The organism is Streptomyces sp. NPDC058650, assembly GCF_042717315.1.
In the GTDB taxonomy this organism is placed as follows: domain Bacteria; phylum Actinomycetota; class Actinomycetes; order Streptomycetales; family Streptomycetaceae; genus Streptomyces.
The window spans coordinates 158,126-174,798 of the sequence record NZ_JBHXRL010000011.1 but is presented as its reverse complement, the minus strand read 5'-3'; the positions used below and the strand labels follow the sequence as shown (position 1 = coordinate 174,798).

Genomic DNA, 16,673 nt, shown 5'->3' with positions numbered 1-16,673 from the left:
GGGGTTCAGCTCTCCTCACCGGGCAGGTGGTTGATGGGGTGGTCGTCGGTGGCCCAGAGGTACTGGACGGCGTAGGCGCGCCAGGGCCGCCAGTCGGCGGCGCGGGCGGTGAGCGCGGCCGGGGTGCCGGGCAGGCCGAGGCCCTCGGCGGCGCGGCGGACGCCGAGGTCGCCGGGGAGGAAGGCGTCGGGGTCGCCGAGCGCCCGCATCGCGATGATCTCGGTGGTCCAGGGGCCGAAGCCCGGCAGGGCGAGGAGCCGGGCGCGGGCCTCCTCGCGGTCGTCGGCGGGGCCGAGGGTGAGCGAGCCATCCGCGAGCGCCCCCACGAGGGTGAGGAGGGTGGTGCGGCGGCTGCGGGGCAGGGCGAGGCTCTCGGGGTCGAGCGCGGCGAGGGACTCGGGGCCGGGGAAGAGGTGGGTGAGACCGCCCTCGGGGTCGTCGATGGGGGTGCCGTACGCAGTGACCAGGCGGGCCGCGTGGGTGCGGGCGGCGGCCGTGGAGACCTGCTGGCCGAGCACGGCCCGTACGGCGAACTCGGCGGGGTCGACGGTCCCGGGCACCCGGCGGCCGGGCGCCGCGTCGACGAGGGGCGCGAGCAGCGGGTCCGCGCGCAGCCGGTCGTCGACGGCGACGGGGTCGGCGTCCAGGTCGAGGAGCCTGCGGCAGCGGCTGATCGCGTGCGTGAGGTCGCGCGGGTCGGTGAGGAAGAGGCGGCAGGCGATGTGGTCGGCGCGGGGTGCGAGGCCGACGATGCCGTGTCCGTACGGGAGGCTCAGCGTTCGCCGGTAGGCGCCGTCGCGCCACTCCTCCACGCCGGGGACGGCGGTCGCGGCGAGGTGTCCGAAGAGGTTGGACGGTTCGAGGGGCGCGCGGAACGGCAGCCGGAGGCTGATCACCCCGGGGGTGGCGGCGGCCGTCGCGGGGTGGCGGCGGGCCGCGCGGGCGCGGAGCTCCCCGGGGGTGAGGCCGAAGACCTCGCGGACGGTGTCGTTGAAGGTCCGGATGGAGGAGAAGCCGGCCGCGAAGGCGATCTCGCCCATCGGCAGCGGGGTGGTCTCGATGAGGACCCGGGCGGTCTGGGCGCGCTGGGCGCGGGCGAGGGCGAGGGGTCCGGCGCCGAGCTCGGCGAGGAGCTGGCGTTCGATCTGGCGGGTGGACCAGCCGAGCCGTCGGGCGAGTCCGGGGACGCCCTCCCGGTCGACGACGCCGTCCTGGATGAGCCGCATGGCGCGGGCCACGGCGTCGGCCCGGACGTGCCACTCGGGCGAGCCGGGGCTGGTGTCGGGCCGGCACCGCTTGCAGGCCCGGAATCCGGCGCGCTGGCAGGACGCGGCGCTGGGGTGGAACTCCATGTTCTCGGGCTTGGGCGGGACGACCGGGCAGCTGGGCCGGCAGTAGATCCGGGTGGTGCGGACGGCGGTGAAGAACACGCCGTCGAAGCGGGCGTCCTTCGATTGGACGGCCCGCACGCAGCGCTCGGTTTCGGTGTGCATGGTTCCAGGATCGGGGACGGACGGCTCGCGGGCTGGCGAGAAAACGACATGGACGTCCGCGCCGGTCGCCGTTGCCCGTCGCCGGCGGTCAGACGGTGACGGTCCGGTAGTGGGTGGTCAGCCTGCCGTCTTCGGCGAGGACGTGGAAGGCGAGCGCGGGCGGCAGGTCGAGGTGGACGTGCGGCGAGTCCGGTCCCGGGTTCTCCCAGGGGAGGCGGAGGGCGGAGACGACACCGGGTGCCACGAGGAGCGGGCGCCCGGCGAAGGTGGTGGCGGCCGCCGTGTGGGCGTGGCCCGCGAGGAAGGCCGTGAGGTGGGGGTGGCGCTCGGCGAGGGCGGCGAGCCGCACCTCGCCGAACTGCCGGATCCCGTCCACGTACGGGGTGTGCAGCGGGACCGGCGGGTGGTGGAAGGCGACGAGGACGGGCACCTCGCGCGGGGTGGAATCGAGGACGCCGTCCAGCCACTCCAGGGTCTCGTCCTCCAGGAGGCCCTCGTCCTTGCCCGGCACCGAGGAGTCGCAGAGGGCCACGACGAAGCCCTCGCCCCGGAGCACCTGGTTGACGGGCGCGTCCGGCCGGGCGGTGGCCCCGGCCGGGGCCTCGGTGCCCGGGTCGAGGAGGCCCGCCCGGAAGGCGGCGCGGTCGTCGTGGTTGCCGGGGCAGACGAGCAGCGGGTGACGGGAGGTCAGCAGCTCCCGGACGACCGCGTACTCGTCCGCCGTCCCGTGGTCGGCGATGTCCCCGGTGACGAGGACGGCCGCCAGGTCGTACGGCAGCTCCTCCAGGTACCGCATGACCGCGCGGGTGCGGTCGACGCTGCGCGGTTCCCCGTCGACATGGATGTCGCTGACCTGGGCGATGACGATCACGAGACTCGGTCCTCCGTCGGTTCCGGTGAGCGGCTGCTCGCACGACCGTACGGCGGTCACGGTGCTGACCGTAAGGGCCGGTCCGCGAGCGGTGGCCTGCTCCCGGCGCTTCCTACTCGAACCGCGTGGTGTCCCCCGCCCCGCGCCGGACGATCTCGGGCTCGCCGCTGGAGAAGTCGACGACGGTGGTCGGTTCGGTGCCGCAGTCGCCGGAGTCGACGACCACGTCCACCTGGTGGTCGAGGCGCTCCTTGATCTCCCATCCCTGGGTCAGGGGTTCGGCCTCGTCGGGCAGGAGCAGGGTGCTGGAGAGCAGCGGTTCGCCGAGTTCCGCGAGGAGCGCCTGAGTGACGACGTGGTCGGGGATGCGGACGCCGACCGTTTTCTTCTTGGGGTGCAGCAGCTGGCGCGGCACCTCCTTGGTGGCGGGCAGGATGAAGGTGTACGGACCGGGGGTCGCGGCCTTGACCGCGCGGAAGACGTCGTTGTCGATGTGCACGAGCTGGCCCAGCTGGGCGAAGTTCTGGCACATGAGCGTGAAGTGGTGCCGGTCGTCGAGCTCGCGGATCGCGCGGATGCGGCTGATGCCGTCGCGGCTGCCCAGTCGGCTGCCGAGGGCGTAACAGGAATCGGTCGGGTACGCGACGAGCGCCCCGTTCCGGATGCTGTCTGCCACCGAGCCGATGGTGCGCGGCTGGGGGTTGTCGGGGTGCACGTCGAAGTACTTGGCCATGGGGGCAGTCTATTTTCGCAGTCGGCGCCAGACCGCCTTCGCCGCGTTGTGGCCGGACATGCCGTGGACGCCGGGGCCGGGCGGGGTGGCGGAGGAGCAGAGGAAGACCGCCGGGTGCGGGGTCGCGTAGGGGCGGAGCGAGAGCGTGGGACGCAGCACGAGCTGGAGGCCTCGGGCGGCTCCGCAGGCGATGTCGCCGCCGACGTAGTTGGCGTTGCGGGCGGCGAGTTCGGGGGGGCCGGCGGTGGCGCGGGCCAGGACGCGGTCGCGGAAGCCGGGTGCGAAGCGCTCGATCTGCCGCTCGATGGCGTCGGTGAGGTCGCCGCGCCAGCCGTTCGGCACGTGTCCGTACGCCCAGAAGACGTGCTTGCCCGCGGGGGCGCGGGAGGGGTCGACGAGGCTGGGCTGGGCGGTGATGAGGAAGGGTGCGTCGGGGGCGGTGCCGGAGGAGGCCTGGTGCAGGGCGGTGTCGATCTCGCCGGCGGTGGGGCCGATCTGGACGGTGCCGGCGCGCCGGGGTTCCTCGGCGGTCCAGGGCACGGGCCCGTCGAGCGCGTAGTCGATCTTGAAGACGCTGGCGCCGTACCGGTAGTGGTCGTAGTGCCCGCCGAAGCCGGCGATCCGGGCGAGGGCGGTGGGCGAGGTGTCGAAGACGTAGGCACGGGCGGGCGGCAGGTCGTCGAGCCGCTTGACCTCGTAGTCGGTGTGGACGGCGCCACCGAGGTCCTTCAGGTACGCGGCGAGGGCGTCGGAGATCGACTGCGAGCCGCCCCGGGGCATCGGCCAGCCGCCCGCGTGCGCGGCGAGCGCGAAGACGAGGCCGACGGCCCCCGTGGCGAAGCCGCCCAGCGGGGCGATCACATGACCGACAAGCCCGGCCAAGAGCGCGGGAGCCTTCTCGTCCTGGAACCTTCGCATCAGCCAGGTGGCGGGCGGCAGCCCGTCGATGCCGAAGCGGGCGAGGGTGACCGGGTCGCGCGGCAGTCCGGTGAGCGGCAGCTGCATGAAGTCCCGTGCGAGGGTGTCCCACTTGCCGATGTAGGGGGCGACGAGCCGGCGGTACGCCCCGGCGTCGCGCGGTCCGAAGGAGGCGGCGGTCTCGGCGACGGAGCGGGCGAGGACGGCGGCGGTGCCGTCGTCGAAGGGGTGGGCCATGGGCAGTTCGGGGTGGAGCCACTCCAGGCCGTACCGCTCCAGCGGCATCGTCTTGAAGACGGGTGAGCCGACGCCGAGGGGGTGCACGGCGGAGCAGGGGTCGTGGCGGAAGCCGGGGAGGGTGAGCTCCTCGGTCCTGGCACCGCCGCCGACCGTCGACTTCGCCTCGAAGACGGCGACGGAGAAGCCGCGCCGGGCCAACTCCACCGCCGCGGTCAGTCCGTTGGGCCCCGCTCCCACGACGACGGCATCGAGCATCGACGTCTCGTTCGTCACCTTCGGACTCCTTCGTCAGCCGATGGCCAAGGCCCTCAGGATAGGCCGGTGGTCCCCCGCGCCTCACGCACCCCCGAGGAGCGTCCGGATCCGTTCGGCGGTCGCCGCGTCCCTGGCCGCGGTGAACGGCAGCGCGTTCCCTCCGGTGATGCGGTACGGCTCCCCGGCGATCGTCGTGTGCGCGCCGCCCGCCTCGACGACGAGGAGCAGTCCGGCCGCGTGATCCCAGGCGTACTCCCAGGAGAAGGCGGTGCCGGAGAGCACGCCGCGGGCCACGGCGAGGTACTCCAGACCGGCCGAGCCACAGGGACGCGGAGCGACCCCTTCCACCTGAAGACCGAGCAGGGCCTGCTTCTGCTCCGGGGTGGTGTAGTCGGGGTGGGAGGCGGCGACCTCCAGGACCTCGCCGGGTGCCGGTGAACCCGACCGTATCGGCTGCCCGTTGAGCGTGGCCCCGCGGCCGCGCACGGCGACCGCCATCTCGTCCAGGGCCGGGGCGAAGGTCCACGAGGCGAGGAGCTCGCCGCGGACGGCGAGGGCGACGAGGGTGCAGAAGGCGGGGTCGCCGTGGACGAACTGACGGGTGCCGTCGACGGGGTCGACGATCCAGACGGGCGCGTCGCCGCGCAGCGCCTCGTACACGGCGGGGTCGGCGTGGACGGCCTCCTCGCCGACGACGACCGAGCCGGGCAGCAGCGCGGTCAGCGAGGCGGTGAGGTGGGCCTCGGCGGCCCGGTCGGCGATGGTGACCAGGTCGTGCGGCCCGTTCTTCTCCACGATCTCGTGCGCGGCGAGCTGCCGGAAGCGCGGCATGATCTCGGCGGCGGCGGCCTTGCGGACCGCCTCCTCCACCTCGGTCGTACGGCCGCCGAGGACGTGCTCAAGGAACTCTTCGATCATGCCTCCAGCTAAGCACGGGGCACTGACAACCGGAATGCCGCACTTGTCACCAGCTGTTCTCCTCAGGAGTACCCTTTGATTCCCTTGGCTGAGTTCGCCCCTTACATGCAGGGAGGGTTCCGTGCACGGCGCGTTCCACGGCGAGTACAAGGTCCCCGGCGGCAAGCTGGTGGTCGTCGACCTCGACAGCGAGGGCGGTGTCCTGCGGAACGTCCGGGTCGCGGGCGACTTCTTCCTGGAGCCCGACGAGGCGATCCTGGCGATCGACCGGGCCCTGGAGGGAGCGCCGGTCGACACGGACGCCGCCGGGCTCGCGGCGCGGATCGACGGGGCCCTCCCGCCGGGCACGCAGATGTTCGGGCTGACCGCCGAGGGCGTCGGGGTGGCGGTCCGCCGGGCCCTCGCGCACGCCACGGACTGGACCGACTACGACTGGCAGCTGATCCACGAGCCGCCGCAGGCACCCGCCCTGCACATGGCCCTCGACGAGGTCCTGACGGCCGAGGTGGCGGCCGGTCACCGGCCTCCCACGTTGCGCGTCTGGGAGTGGGGGGCTCCCGCGGTGGTGATCGGCAGCTTCCAGTCCCTGCGCAACGAGGTCGACCCGGCGGCCGCCGAGCGCCACGGCATCCAGGTGGTGCGCCGGATCAGCGGCGGCGGGGCGATGTTCATCGAGCCCGGCAACACGATCACGTACTCGCTCTCCGTGCCCGACGCGCTCGTGCAGGGGCTGTCCTTCGCCGACAGTTACGCCTATCTCGACGACTGGGTGCTCGGCGCGCTCGGCGACATGGGGATCAAGGCCTGGTATCAGCCGCTGAACGACATCGCGACGGACGCCGGGAAGATCGCGGGTGCGGCGCAGAAGCGGATGGTCGGGGGCGGGGGCGCGGTCCTGCACCACGTGACGATGGCGTACGACATCGACGCGGACCGGATGACGGAGGTGCTGCGGATCGGCCGCGAGAAGCTCTCCGACAAGGGCACGAAGAGCGCGAAGAAGCGGGTGGACCCGCTGCGGCGGCAGACGGGGCTGCCGCGCGAGGCGGTGATCGAGCGGATGATCGACTCCTTCCGCGGCCGGTACGGCCTTTCGGAGGGCAGCCTCACGGAGGACGAGCTGACGCGGGCGAAGGAGCTGGCGGAGACGAAGTTCGGCACGTCGGAGTGGACGGCCCGGGTGCCGTAGGGGCCGGCTGGCCCGGAGGGCGCGGGAGCGGTCCTCCCCGCTGTCGCAGGAACGCTTCTCCCGGCTGTCGCAGGAACGGTCCTCCCGGCTGTCGCAGGAACGCTTCTCTCGGCTGTCGCAGGAACGGTCCTCCCGGCTGTCGCAGGAGCGCAACTCCCGGCTGTCGCGGGAGCGGTCCTCCCGGCCGTCGCAGGAGCGCTTCTCCCGGTTGCCTAGGCTGTCGGCATGCGGATGCGTGTCGAGGGGCCGGTGAAGCCCGGTCTGCGGATGGAGAGCGCCGACGGGCGGCGGCTCGTGCTGGTCCAGGGCGGGGTTCCGGTGCTGTTCGCCCGGCAGCGCGCCACCCACCGCGGGCTGCGCTACGCGCGGACGGGCCGGTACGTCTCGCCGCTGGCGCCGCTGCGCGCGGAACGGGCCCGTGCGGTCGCGGAGTTCGCGGAGCCGGGCTCGGAGGAGTGGACGGAGCGCTGGGCCGCGCACGGCGAGACGGCGCTCCGCGCGGCGGACGACGGGCCGCTCCACGAGGGCGAGTGGCACCTCGCCCCGGACGCGGACCGCTGGTTCGTGGACGGCAATTGGCCGAAACTGCTCGCCCACGACCCGGACCGGGGCCACCTCACCTGGTTCGGCTACGGCGACCCGGTGGAGGACGCCCGGGACCTGCTGCCGCTGCGGGCCCTGTCGCACCCGGAGGCGCCCCGGGTGAAGGCCTACCGCCGCCAGTACCGGGAGGGGGTCCTCCCGCCGGTGTTCGCGTGGTGGATCAGCGGGCTCAACTCCCCCGTGGTCCTCGACGGTCACGACCGGCTGACGGCGGCGCTCGCGGAGGGCGGCCGCCCGCGGCTCCTGCTCCTCTCCCGGGCCATGGAGGCCCACTGGATCGCGCTCTGGGCCGAGCGGCCCGTGATGGAGTACGAGAAGCGGGTCGCCGCTCTGGAGGGCCCGCTCGCCCCGGCCCGGGCCGGTCACCAGAGTCGCAGCCTGGCCGCGCAGCTCCAGGCGCTCGACCGCACGCCACGCCTCACCCGCGCCTGGCCCTTCCCGGGCGGGCCCGCGGCCTGGGACGCGGCGGCGGCCGCGCACGTCCCGGGCTGGGCCCCCGACGCGGACCTGTGACCGCACCCCGCCTTGATCGTTGAAGTCCGGACGGGCCGGAACGGGCCGTGGTGACGGGCAGAGGAAACGTCTCCGCATGCCACCGCCGGCCCAGGGAAACCGCGCCGACAGTTCGGAGATGCCGTGGCACGCCGGGTACGCATGGGACGGATGAGAAGGACGAGAAGGCTCCTGGCCACGGTCACGGGGGCGGTGCTGGCCATGAGCCCGCTCGGCCCCGCCCCGGCGCACGCGATCGTCGGAGGGCAGGAGGCGAAGCCGCACCAGTACCCGTTCATGGCGGGGCTCGTGGACCTCGCCGAGCAGCGGGTGGTGTGCGGCGGGGCGCTCGTCACCGACCGGCACGTGCTCACCGCCGCCCACTGTCTGACCGGCTCCTACAGCGACCCCGCCCGGCTGGGCGTCCTCCTGGGCGACCACGACCTGACGACCGGGGACGACAGCCCGTACACCGTCCTGGCGACGCCGGAACGGTTCGTCGTGCACCCCGACTACGACCCGGAGACCCAGCGGAACGACATCGCGCTCGTCCGGCTGGCCGAACCGGTCGCGTACAACCGCGGCGTGAGCCCGGTCGGGCTGCCCGCCCCGTACTCCCACGGCACCTTCGACCACACGCAGGTCGAGGTCCCCGGCTGGGGCGCCACCTCGTTCGGCGGCCGGACCTCCGACGTCCTGCGCACGGTGGTCCTCGGCACGATGAGCAACCCGACGTGCGTGGACCGGGGCATGTCCCACGTCGCCTCGCCGCAGATCTGCACCTACGCCCCCGGGCGGGACACCTGCCTGTACGACTCCGGCGGCCCCCTCGTCCGCAAGGTCGGGCGGAAGCCGTACCTGGTCGGCCTGGTCTCCTACGGGAAGGGGTGCGCCACCGACACCCCGGCCGTGAACACCCGTGTCTGGTCCTACCTCAGCTGGATCGGGAGGACGACGGGGACGCGCCCCGCCGCTTCATGAGGGCGGTGTAGAGGAGCAGCGAGGCTGCCAGTCCCACGGCCCAGCCGTAGTCGGCGAGGGGCTTGAGGAAGGGGATGAGGCCGTCCTCGGGGAAGGGGCCGGTGCCCGGCGCCGAGTGGGAGCCGCCGACGGCGAGGACGCCGCCGACCGCGAACGCGAGGACGGCCGCCGGGTTCCAGCCGCCCCGGTACCAGTACGGCCCGTCCGCCCGGTACAGCCCTTCGAGGTCGAGTGCGGTGCGGCGGACGAGCCAGTAGTCGGCGATGAGGATGCCGGCGACGGTGCCGAGGAGGCCGCCGACCAGACCGAGCCAGGTGAAGATGTAGAGCTCGGGGGTGGCGGTGAGCTTCCACGGCATGATGACGACGCCGACGACCCCGGTGATCAGCGCGCCCGTGCGGAAGTTCACGAGCTTCGGCGCCAGGTTGGCGAGGTCGTACGCCGGGGAGACGACGTTCGCCGCGATGTTGACCGAGAGGGTCGCGACGAGGACGGTCACCAGGGCGAAGAGCAGGCCGAAGACGTTGTCGGCCTTGGCGGCGAGCTCCACCGGGTCCCAGACGGGTGCTCCGTACACGGCCTGCGAGCCGGAGGTGACGAGCACCGAGAGCAGCGCGAACAGGGTCATGGTGGTGGGCAGGCCGAGGGTCTGGCCCCACACCTGGGCCCGCTGCCCCGCGCCGAAGCGCGTGAAGTCGGGGATGTTGAGGCTGAGCGTCGCCCAGAAGGCGATCATGCCCATGAGGGCGGGGAAGAAGACCGGCCAGAAGTCCGCGCCCCAGCCGAGCCGGGAGGGCTGGTCGAGGAGGGGGCCGAGGCCGCCCGCCTTGACCGTGATCCAGACGAGGAGCGCGAGCGCGCCGACGATGACGAAGGGCGCGGCCCAGTTCTCGAAGCGGCGCAGGGCGTCCATGCCCCGGTAGATGATGGCGAGTTCGAGGGCCCAGAAGAGGACGAAGCAGAGCCAGAGGGTCCAGGGCTGGCCGCCGATCCTCGACGCCTCCGCCCAGCTGCCGCCGAAGACCTTGTCGAGGAGGATGAAGACGCCCTGTCCGCCGATCCAGGTCTGGATGCCGAACCACGCGCAGGCGACGCCGGCGCGGATGAGGGCGGGCAGGTTGGCGCCGCGCAGTCCGAAGGAGGCGCGGGCGAGGACCGGGAAGGGGATGCCGTACTTGGGTCCGGCGTGCCCCGTGAGGAGCATCGGAAGCAGCACGACGACGTTGGCGAGGGCGATGGTGAGGACGGCCTGCTTCCAGTCCATGCCGAGGGCGACGAGACCGGAGGCGAGCATCCAGGAGGGGATGTTGTGGGCCATGCCGACCCAGAGGGCGGCGAAGTTGTACGTGGTCCAGCGGCGCTCCGCGACGGGGACGGGGAGCAGGTCGTCGTTGACGAAGCGGGGGTCCGTGGGGGCCGTGCCGGGCGCGAGCTCGGCACGGCCGTCGGCTATGGCGGGGCTTCCGGAGGAGGCGGTGGCGGTCATGGCGGCGGAACCCTTCGTTCGGCGGGGACGGAACGAGGCCGTGCGGGGCGTGGGGGGTTCGGCGGCGCGGGGTCAGGGGCGGAGGACGGGGATGATCTCGCTGCCGTACGCGTCGATGGTCGCTTCCCGGTTGTCGTGCATGTTGTAGACGGCGAACTGGTCCACGCCCATGTCCCGGAGGCGGCGCAGCTTCTCGATGTGCGCCTCGGCGGGGCCGAGGAGGCAGAAGCGGTCGACGATCTCGTCCGGGACGAACGCGGTGTCGGGGTTGTCCGCGCGCCCGTGGTGGCTGTAGTCGTACCCCTGCCGGTCCTTGATGTACGCGGTGAGCGCCTCCGGCACCATCCCCGAGTGCTCGCCGTACTTCTCCACCAGGTCGGCCACGTGGTTGCCGACCATGCCGCCGAACCAGCGGCACTGCTCCCGGGCGTGCGCCAGGGCCTCGGGAGAGTCGTCGGCGGTGACGTACGCGGGCGCGGCGACGCAGATCGTGAGCGCGTCCGGGTCGCGGCCCGCCTCGGTGGCGGCCTGCCGGACGGCCTTGACCATCCACTCCGTGAGGAAGGGGTCGGCGAGCTGGAGGATGAAGCCGTCGGCCTTCTGCCCGGCGAGGGCGAGGGCCTTGGGGCCGTACGCCGCCATCCAGACGGGCAGCTTGCCGTCCTTGATCCAGGGGATCCGGATCGGGTTGCCGTCGACGAGCGCCTCGCGGCCCTCGGCGAGGTCGCGGATGACGTCGATGGCCTCGCCGAGCCGGGCGAGGGTGTTGGGCCTGCGGCCGGCGACGCGCATGGCGGAGTCGCCGCGGCCGATGCCGCAGACGGTCCGGTTGCCGTACATGTCGTTGAGGGTGGCGAAGGTGGAGGCGGTGACCTCCCAGGTGCGCGTGCCCGGGTTGGTGACCATGGGGCCCACGTGCAGTTTCGTGGTGTGTTCGAGGATGCGGCTGTAGATGACGAAGGGTTCCTGCCACAGCACGGCGGAGTCGAAGGTCCAGCCGTAGCGGAAGCCGTTCCGCTCCGCCCGGCGCATCAGCCCGACGACCTGCGAGGCGGGCGGGTCGGTCTGCAGGACGAGTCCGAAGTCCACGCGGGGACCTCCTGGTTCGGGGTTCAGTTCAGGTACTGGCAGGTGGAGCGGGGGGTGAAGGCGCCGTGTCCGGCGCGGCCGGTGAACTTCCGCTGGTCGATGACGAGTTCGCCGCGCGAGAGGACGGTCTCGACCTGTCCGGTGATCGCCTTCCCCTCGTACGCGGAGTAGTCGACGTTCATGTGGTGGGTGGCCGCGGAGAGGGTCTGGCGGGCGTTCGGGTCGTAGATGACGACGTCGGCGTCGGCGCCGGGCGCGATCGTGCCCTTCTGCGGGTAGAGGCCGAACATCCGGGCGGGTGTGGCGCAGGCGATCTCGATCCAGCGGCGCCGGGAGATGTGCCCTTCGACGACGGCCTGGTGGAGGAGGTCCATGCGGTTCTCCACGCCCGGCAGGCCGTTGGGGATCTTGGAGAAGTCCCCGCGGCCGAGGTCCTTCTGCCCCGTGAAGCAGAAGGGGCAGTGGTCGGTGGAGACCACCTGGAGGTCGTTGGTCCGCAGCCCGCGCCAGAGCGCGGCCTGGTGCTCCCGGGGGCGGAGCGGGGTGCTGCACACGTACTTGGCGCCCTCGAAGCCGGGCTCCGCGAGGTTGTCCGTGGAGAGGAAGAGGTACTGGGGACAGGTCTCGCCGAAGACGGGCAGCCCCTTGTCGCGGGCGGCGGCGATCTCGGCGACCGCCTCCTCGGCGGAGACGTGGACGACGTAGAGGGGCGCCCCGGCGACCCGGGCGAGCTGGATCGCGCGGTGGGTGGCCTCGGCCTCCAGGAGGACCTTGCGGACCTCCCCGTGGTAGCGGGGGTCGGTCTCGCCGCGGGCGAGCGCCTGCTCGACGAGGACGTCGATGGCGATGCCGTTCTCGGCGTGCATCATGATCAGTCCGCCGTTGTCGGCGGATCGCTGCATGGCGCGCAGGATCCGGCCGTCGTCCGAGTAGAAGACCCCCGGGTACGCCATGAAGAGCTTGAACGAGCTCACGCCCTCCTGGACGAGCCGGTCCATCTCCTTGAGCGTGTGCTCGTTCACGTCGGAGAGGATCATGTGGAAGCCGTAGTCGATCGCGCAGTTGCCGTCGGCCTTGGCGTACCAGGCGTCGAGTCCTTCCCGGAGGCTCTGGCCGACGGTCTGGACGGCGAAGTCGACGATCGTGGTGGTGCCGCCCCAGGCGGCGGCGCGGGTGCCGGTCTCGAAGGTGTCGGAAGCGGCGGTGCCGCCGAAGGGCAGCTCCATGTGGGTGTGGGCGTCGACGCCGCCGGGCAGCACGTAGCGGTCGGTGGCGTCGATGGTCCGGTCGGCGGTCCAGCCGGCGGCCGCGTCCGAGCCGTGGGCGGCGAGGGCGGCGATCCGGCCGTCCTCGATCAGCACGTCGGCGTGGATTTCGTCGGCGGCGGTGACGACGAGACCGCCCCGGATGAGGGTACGGGTGCTCACGGGACTCTCCTGCGCGAGTAAGGGTGAAGTACAGGGAGCGGATTGCGGGGAGCGGGCTACGCGGGCGTGGACTACAGGGCTCCGAGCGCACCTTCGAGGATCGCGGCGCCTTCCTCGGCCTCGGCGACGGTGAGCGAGAGCGGCGGCGCGACCCGCAGGGCGCTGGTGTTGTGTCCGCCGCCCTTGCCGATGAGCAGGCCGTTCTCCCGGGCCGACTCCAGGACGGCGGAGGCCGCGTCCGGGTCGGCGCGGTCGGTGCCCGGCTCAGTGAGTTCGATGCCGATCATGAGGCCCCGGCCCCGGACCTCCCGTACGGCGTCCACGCCCGCGGCGGCGGCCCGTAGGCGCTCGATGAGGAGGCCGCCGACGCGGCGGGCGTTGCCCTGGAGGTCGTGCTCCAGGAGGTAGGAGAGGTTGGCCAGGCCCGCGGCCATGGTGATCGGCGAACCGCCGAAGGTGGAGATGGAGTTGGCGTCGATGCAGTTCATGATCTCGGCGCGGGCCACGACCCCGCCCACGGACATGCCGTTCCCGATGCCCTTGGCAAAAGTAAGAATGTCGGGCGGCCCGGCCTGGCCGTGGGCCTGCCAGCCCCAGAAGTGGTCGCCGGTGCGGCCCCAGCCGGTCTGTACCTCGTCGGCGATCCAGAGGATGCCGTGCCGGTCGAGGACGCGCCGGAAGGCGGCGTACAGGCCGTCCGGCGGGGAGGTGAAGCCGCCGACGCCCTGGACGGGTTCGGCGATGAGGGCGGCGACGTCCCGGGTGTGGCCGAGGAGGTCTTCGAGGTCGGCGACGCAGGCGTCGACGAACCGCTCGTCCGTGTACTGGGCGTAGGGGCCGCGGTTGCGGACGCCGCCGTGCACGTACAGCGTCTGGAGCGGCGAGAGGCCGGTCGGCGACCAGGCGCGGTTGCCGGTGATGCCGACGGTGGAGAAGGAACGGCCGTGGTAGCTGTTGCGCATCGCCAGGATCTGGTTCGAGCGGCGGTACGCGGTGGCCAGGAGCAGGGCCGTGTCGTTGGCCTCGGTGCCGGAGGTGGTGAAGAAGACGCGGGCGTCGGGGATGCCGGAGAGGCCGGCGATCCGCTCGGCGAGCTCCACCATGGGCCGGTTGAGGTAGAGGGTCGAGGAGTGGACGATCCGCCCGGCCTGCTCGGCGACGGCCTTGGTGACCTCGGGCAGGGCGTGGGCGGTCATGGTGGTGAGGATGCCGCCGAAGAAGTCGAGGTACTTGCGCCCCTCGGCGTCCCAGACGTGGCGGCCCTCGCCGTGGGTGATCTCGATGGGGTCGCGGTAGTAGAGGGCGACCCAGTCGGGGATGACGGCCTTGTGCCGGTCGTAGAGGCTGCTCACGGACGCACCAGCCCGTCGTACGCGTCGGGGCGGCGGTCCCGGTAGAAGGCCCACTGCTGCCGCACCTGCTCGATGAGGCCGAAGTCGAGGTCCCGGACGACGAGTTCCTCGGTCTTGTCGGAGGCGACGTCGCCGACGAAGCGGCCGCGGGGGTCGACGAAGTAGCTCGTGCCGTAGAAGTCGTTGTCGCCGTACTCCTCGACGCCGACGCGGTTGATGGCGGCGACGAAGTACTCGTTGGCGACGGCCGCGGCGGGCTGTTCCAGCTGCCAGAGGTGGGAGGAGAGGCCGCGGTGGGTGGCCGAGGGGTTGTAGACCAGCTGGGCGCCGTTGAGCCCGAGTTGGCGCCAGCCCTCCGGGAAGTGCCGGTCGTAGCAGATGTAGACGCCGACCCTGCCGACGGCGGTGTCGAAGACCGGCCAGCCGGCATTGCCCGGGCGGAAGTAGTACTTCTCCCAGAAGCCCTTGACCTGCGGGATGTGGTGCTTGCGGTACTTGCCGAGGTAGGTGCCGTCGGCGTCGATGACGGCCGCGGTGTTGTAGTAGAAGCCCTCGCCCTCGATCTCGAAGACGGGGACGACGATCACCATCCCGGTCTCCCGGGCGAGGTCCCGCATCCGCTGGACGGTGGGGCCGTCGGGGACGGGCTCGGCCCAGCGGTAGTGCTCGGGCTCCTGGACCTGACAGAAGTAGGGGGCGTTGAACACCTCCTGGAACCCGATCACCTTGGCGCCCTGCCGGGCGGCCTCCCGGGCGTGCTCCTCATGTTTGGCGATCATGGATTCGGTGTCACCCGTCCAGGTCGCCTGGACGAGCGCGGCGCGTACGACGTCGGTCATGAGCTGCTCCTTCGGCACGGCGTCAGAGAGCCTCTACGCCCGTAGACGCGGGGCGTAGGAGGAGAACGTAAGCCCCGTCACACCCCGGAGCAAGACCACCGTCGTGAAGCGGCGGCGTCGATCATGTTTCATACCCGAGTGGTCCACGTCGGACACGTACCGACACGTACCCGCAAGTAACGACACGCGCCCGGGGGAGGGCTCCGCCGGCGGGGCTTCAGGCCCCCGCCAGGCCCGCCACGCGCAGGGCGTGGATCAGGTCGCGCTCCCGGGCGACGGAGACCGCGCGGGCCGCGTCCAGGAGCTGGGGGACGAGTCCGCGCGGGTCCGCGCCCGCGAGGCGGGCGGCGTCCTCGGGGGCCCGGACCCGGACGAAGGCGGTGAGCAGCGCGTGCGCCTCGCGGTGGTGGTGCTCCGCGCGCAGCGCGGCGCACGCCCCGGCGAGCTCCTCCACGGGGCGGGCCACGCCCTGGCGGAGGAGCTGGTCACAGTCGGCCGCCCGGCCCGCGTCGGCGAGGACTCCGGCGACGGCGGCGAGCCGGCCGGGCGGCAGCGAGGCCGCCTCCCAGAGCAGGGTGGACCAGTCGGCGCCGAAGCCGGCCCGGTGCAGCTCCACGGCGAGGGCGGGCAGCCGGTCCGGCGGGCCGTTGAGCGCCTCGCAGAGGAGGGCGTGCGCCTCGCCGCTGCGGCCCTGGGCGCGGAGCCGCTGGAGGGCGTAGACGGCATTGGCCGCGGCACGGGCGGCCTCCCCGGGGTCCGCCGTCGTCACCTCGGGGGCCGGGGCCGCCGCCCCGCTCGCCTCGCCACCACCGCCGAACCTGGCGCCCCGGGGCGCCGCTCCCCCGGTCGGCAGCGCGGGGACGGCCACGGCGGGCGTCCGCTCCTCGGCACTCTCGTCCAGCCAGGCGTACCGAGCGCCCCGGCGGCGCGGCTTCGCGGGCCGGGCGGGGGCGGGAGCCGGGGCCGGGGCCGGGGCGGGAGCGGGCGCGGGTGACGCGGCGGGGGCCGGCGCGGGTGACGCGGCGGGGGCCGGCGCGGGAGCGGGGTTCGAGGCCGCGGCATGCGCCCGGCCGGGGGCCGGGGCGGCGGTGGCGGCGTCGCGGGCGCCGGCCAGAGGCCACGCCGGGGCACGGCCCGAGGCGGGAGCCTGCGCCGGAGCAGGGGCTTTGGCCCACCTGGCGGCGCGCTCCGGTGCGGCCCTCGCGGCCTCCGCGGCCCCTTCGAGGCGGGCCAGGCGGGCCGTCAGTTCGGCGACGCGGGCGGCGGCCCGGGCCTGGTCGTCGCGGATCCAGGCGAGGTCGTTCTCCAGGGCGGCCGCCTCGGCCGCCCCCGCGGCGGCGCGGAGCCGCTCCCCCAGCTCGCGGGCGCGGGACTCCGCGTACCGCCGCTCCCGCTCCATGAGCCCCCGGCGTTCGGCGAGCGCGGCGGCCCCGCCGGGGCGCCGGTCGTGGGCGGTGGCAGCCGCCTCGTACAGCGTCCCGGCCCGCGCGGCGAGCGGTCCGCCGGCGGGCTCCCCGGCGTCCTGGAGCAGCGACTCGACGACGTCCCAGGGCAGGATCTCCGTACCGTCGAAGCAGGCGCGCAGGCCCTCCGGGTCGCGGTCGGCGAAGACGCCGTACCAGCCGGCGTCCGGCCGAAGGCGGGATGCGAGCTCCGTCAGCCAGTGCGCGAACGCCTGCACTTCCTCCGGAAGTTGATACACCGTCATGCGTTCAGCACCTGCCCCGCCGTCGACTGGAACCTTCCGGTCCGCGGGTATTGGACCGCAGTCGTGTTACGGGACGACT

At 73.3% G+C, this 16,673-nt stretch carries 14 protein-coding genes; 3 read left to right on the top strand and 11 right to left on the bottom strand.

Annotated features, from left to right (window positions below):
- Nucleotides 1-5: 5 nt before the first annotated feature.
- From ACFWWU_RS21355 to ACFWWU_RS21335, 5 genes are all read right to left on the bottom strand, one after another.
- Nucleotides 6-1,493, bottom strand: coding sequence for an AlkA N-terminal domain-containing protein (locus ACFWWU_RS21355; RefSeq protein ID WP_384147392.1), 1,488 nt, complete (start codon nucleotides 1,491-1,493; stop codon nucleotides 6-8).
- Between the two features lie 88 nt (nucleotides 1,494-1,581).
- Nucleotides 1,582-2,364 carry a metallophosphoesterase gene (locus tag ACFWWU_RS21350; protein ID WP_384147477.1) on the bottom strand — a complete coding sequence of 261 codons (783 nt, stop codon included), beginning with the start codon at nucleotides 2,362-2,364 and terminating at the stop codon, nucleotides 1,582-1,584.
- 112 nt (nucleotides 2,365-2,476) lie between these two features.
- Nucleotides 2,477-3,097, bottom strand: a complete 621-nt coding sequence (locus ACFWWU_RS21345; RefSeq protein WP_384147391.1) for an L-threonylcarbamoyladenylate synthase — start codon at nucleotides 3,095-3,097, stop codon at nucleotides 2,477-2,479.
- Nucleotides 3,098-3,106: 9 nt separating this feature from the next.
- Entirely contained in the window at nucleotides 3,107-4,510 is a 1,404-nt protein-coding gene (locus tag ACFWWU_RS21340) for a phytoene desaturase family protein (protein ID WP_384147476.1), read from the bottom strand.
- Between the two features lie 81 nt (nucleotides 4,511-4,591).
- The gene (locus tag ACFWWU_RS21335) at nucleotides 4,592-5,428 is read right to left on the bottom strand and encodes an inositol monophosphatase family protein (RefSeq protein WP_384147390.1); all 837 of its coding nucleotides are present in this window, start codon (nucleotides 5,426-5,428) and stop codon (nucleotides 4,592-4,594) included.
- 121 nt (nucleotides 5,429-5,549) lie between these two features.
- Between ACFWWU_RS21335 and ACFWWU_RS21330 the strand changes: the two genes are divergently transcribed.
- The 3 genes from ACFWWU_RS21330 to ACFWWU_RS21320 all read left to right on the top strand — a co-directional run bounded on the left by ACFWWU_RS21330 (nucleotide 5,550) and on the right by ACFWWU_RS21320 (nucleotide 8,693).
- Nucleotides 5,550-6,617 (top strand): biotin/lipoate A/B protein ligase family protein, encoded by a 1,068-nt coding sequence (locus tag ACFWWU_RS21330; RefSeq protein ID WP_384147389.1) that lies wholly within the window; start codon nucleotides 5,550-5,552, stop codon nucleotides 6,615-6,617.
- A gap of 225 nt (nucleotides 6,618-6,842) precedes the next feature.
- On the top strand, nucleotides 6,843-7,733 hold the full coding sequence (locus ACFWWU_RS21325) for a hypothetical protein (protein ID WP_384147388.1): 891 nt from the start codon (nucleotides 6,843-6,845) through the stop codon (nucleotides 7,731-7,733).
- A gap of 150 nt (nucleotides 7,734-7,883) precedes the next feature.
- The gene (locus tag ACFWWU_RS21320) at nucleotides 7,884-8,693 is read left to right on the top strand and encodes a serine protease (RefSeq protein ID WP_384147387.1); all 810 of its coding nucleotides are present in this window, start codon (nucleotides 7,884-7,886) and stop codon (nucleotides 8,691-8,693) included.
- Here the strand turns inward: ACFWWU_RS21320 and ACFWWU_RS21315 are convergent.
- From ACFWWU_RS21315 to ACFWWU_RS21290, 6 genes are all read right to left on the bottom strand, one after another.
- Complete coding sequence (locus ACFWWU_RS21315) at nucleotides 8,647-10,179, bottom strand: NCS1 family nucleobase:cation symporter-1 (RefSeq protein ID WP_384147386.1); 1,533 nt, start codon at nucleotides 10,177-10,179, stop codon at nucleotides 8,647-8,649. The two genes, ACFWWU_RS21320 and ACFWWU_RS21315, sit on opposite strands and share 47 nt — an antisense overlap.
- A gap of 72 nt (nucleotides 10,180-10,251) precedes the next feature.
- On the bottom strand, nucleotides 10,252-11,268 hold the full coding sequence (locus tag ACFWWU_RS21310) for a TIGR03842 family LLM class F420-dependent oxidoreductase (protein ID WP_384147385.1): 1,017 nt from the start codon (nucleotides 11,266-11,268) through the stop codon (nucleotides 10,252-10,254).
- A 23-nt stretch (nucleotides 11,269-11,291) separates the two neighbouring features.
- Nucleotides 11,292-12,695: a dihydropyrimidinase gene (gene hydA / locus ACFWWU_RS21305; protein ID WP_384147384.1), complete on the bottom strand. Its 1,404-nt coding sequence runs from the start codon at nucleotides 12,693-12,695 to the stop codon at nucleotides 11,292-11,294.
- 71 nt (nucleotides 12,696-12,766) lie between these two features.
- On the bottom strand, nucleotides 12,767-14,047 hold the full coding sequence (locus ACFWWU_RS21300; protein ID WP_384147383.1) for an aspartate aminotransferase family protein: 1,281 nt from the start codon (nucleotides 14,045-14,047) through the stop codon (nucleotides 12,767-12,769).
- Complete coding sequence (locus tag ACFWWU_RS21295) at nucleotides 14,044-14,886, bottom strand: nitrilase-related carbon-nitrogen hydrolase (RefSeq protein ID WP_384147382.1); 843 nt, start codon at nucleotides 14,884-14,886, stop codon at nucleotides 14,044-14,046. The genes ACFWWU_RS21300 and ACFWWU_RS21295 overlap by 4 nt, the downstream gene beginning before the upstream one ends.
- A gap of 217 nt (nucleotides 14,887-15,103) precedes the next feature.
- Nucleotides 15,104-16,594 carry a UL36 very large tegument protein gene (locus tag ACFWWU_RS21290; protein ID WP_384147381.1) on the bottom strand — a complete coding sequence of 497 codons (1,491 nt, stop codon included), beginning with the start codon at nucleotides 16,592-16,594 and terminating at the stop codon, nucleotides 15,104-15,106.
- Nucleotides 16,595-16,673: the final 79 nt, after the last annotated feature.

Excerpts from the sequence above, each read along its gene's own strand:
- ACFWWU_RS21355 (WP_384147392.1), bottom strand. The coding sequence starts at position 1,493 with ATGCACACCGAAACCGAGCGCTGCGTGCGGGCCGTCCAATCGAAGGAC.
- ACFWWU_RS21345 (WP_384147391.1), bottom strand. The coding sequence starts at position 3,097 with ATGGCCAAGTACTTCGACGTGCACCCCGACAACCCCCAGCCGCGCACC.
- ACFWWU_RS21340 (WP_384147476.1), bottom strand. The coding sequence starts at position 4,510 with ATGCTCGATGCCGTCGTCGTGGGAGCGGGGCCCAACGGACTGACCGCG.
- ACFWWU_RS21335 (WP_384147390.1), bottom strand. The coding sequence starts at position 5,428 with ATGATCGAAGAGTTCCTTGAGCACGTCCTCGGCGGCCGTACGACCGAG.
- ACFWWU_RS21325 (WP_384147388.1), top strand. The coding sequence starts at position 6,843 with ATGCGGATGCGTGTCGAGGGGCCGGTGAAGCCCGGTCTGCGGATGGAG.
- ACFWWU_RS21320 (WP_384147387.1), top strand. The coding sequence starts at position 7,884 with ATGAGAAGGACGAGAAGGCTCCTGGCCACGGTCACGGGGGCGGTGCTG.
- ACFWWU_RS21315 (WP_384147386.1), bottom strand. The coding sequence starts at position 10,179 with ATGACCGCCACCGCCTCCTCCGGAAGCCCCGCCATAGCCGACGGCCGT.
- ACFWWU_RS21295 (WP_384147382.1), bottom strand. The coding sequence starts at position 14,886 with ATGACCGACGTCGTACGCGCCGCGCTCGTCCAGGCGACCTGGACGGGT.
- ACFWWU_RS21290 (WP_384147381.1), bottom strand. The coding sequence starts at position 16,594 with ATGACGGTGTATCAACTTCCGGAGGAAGTGCAGGCGTTCGCGCACTGG.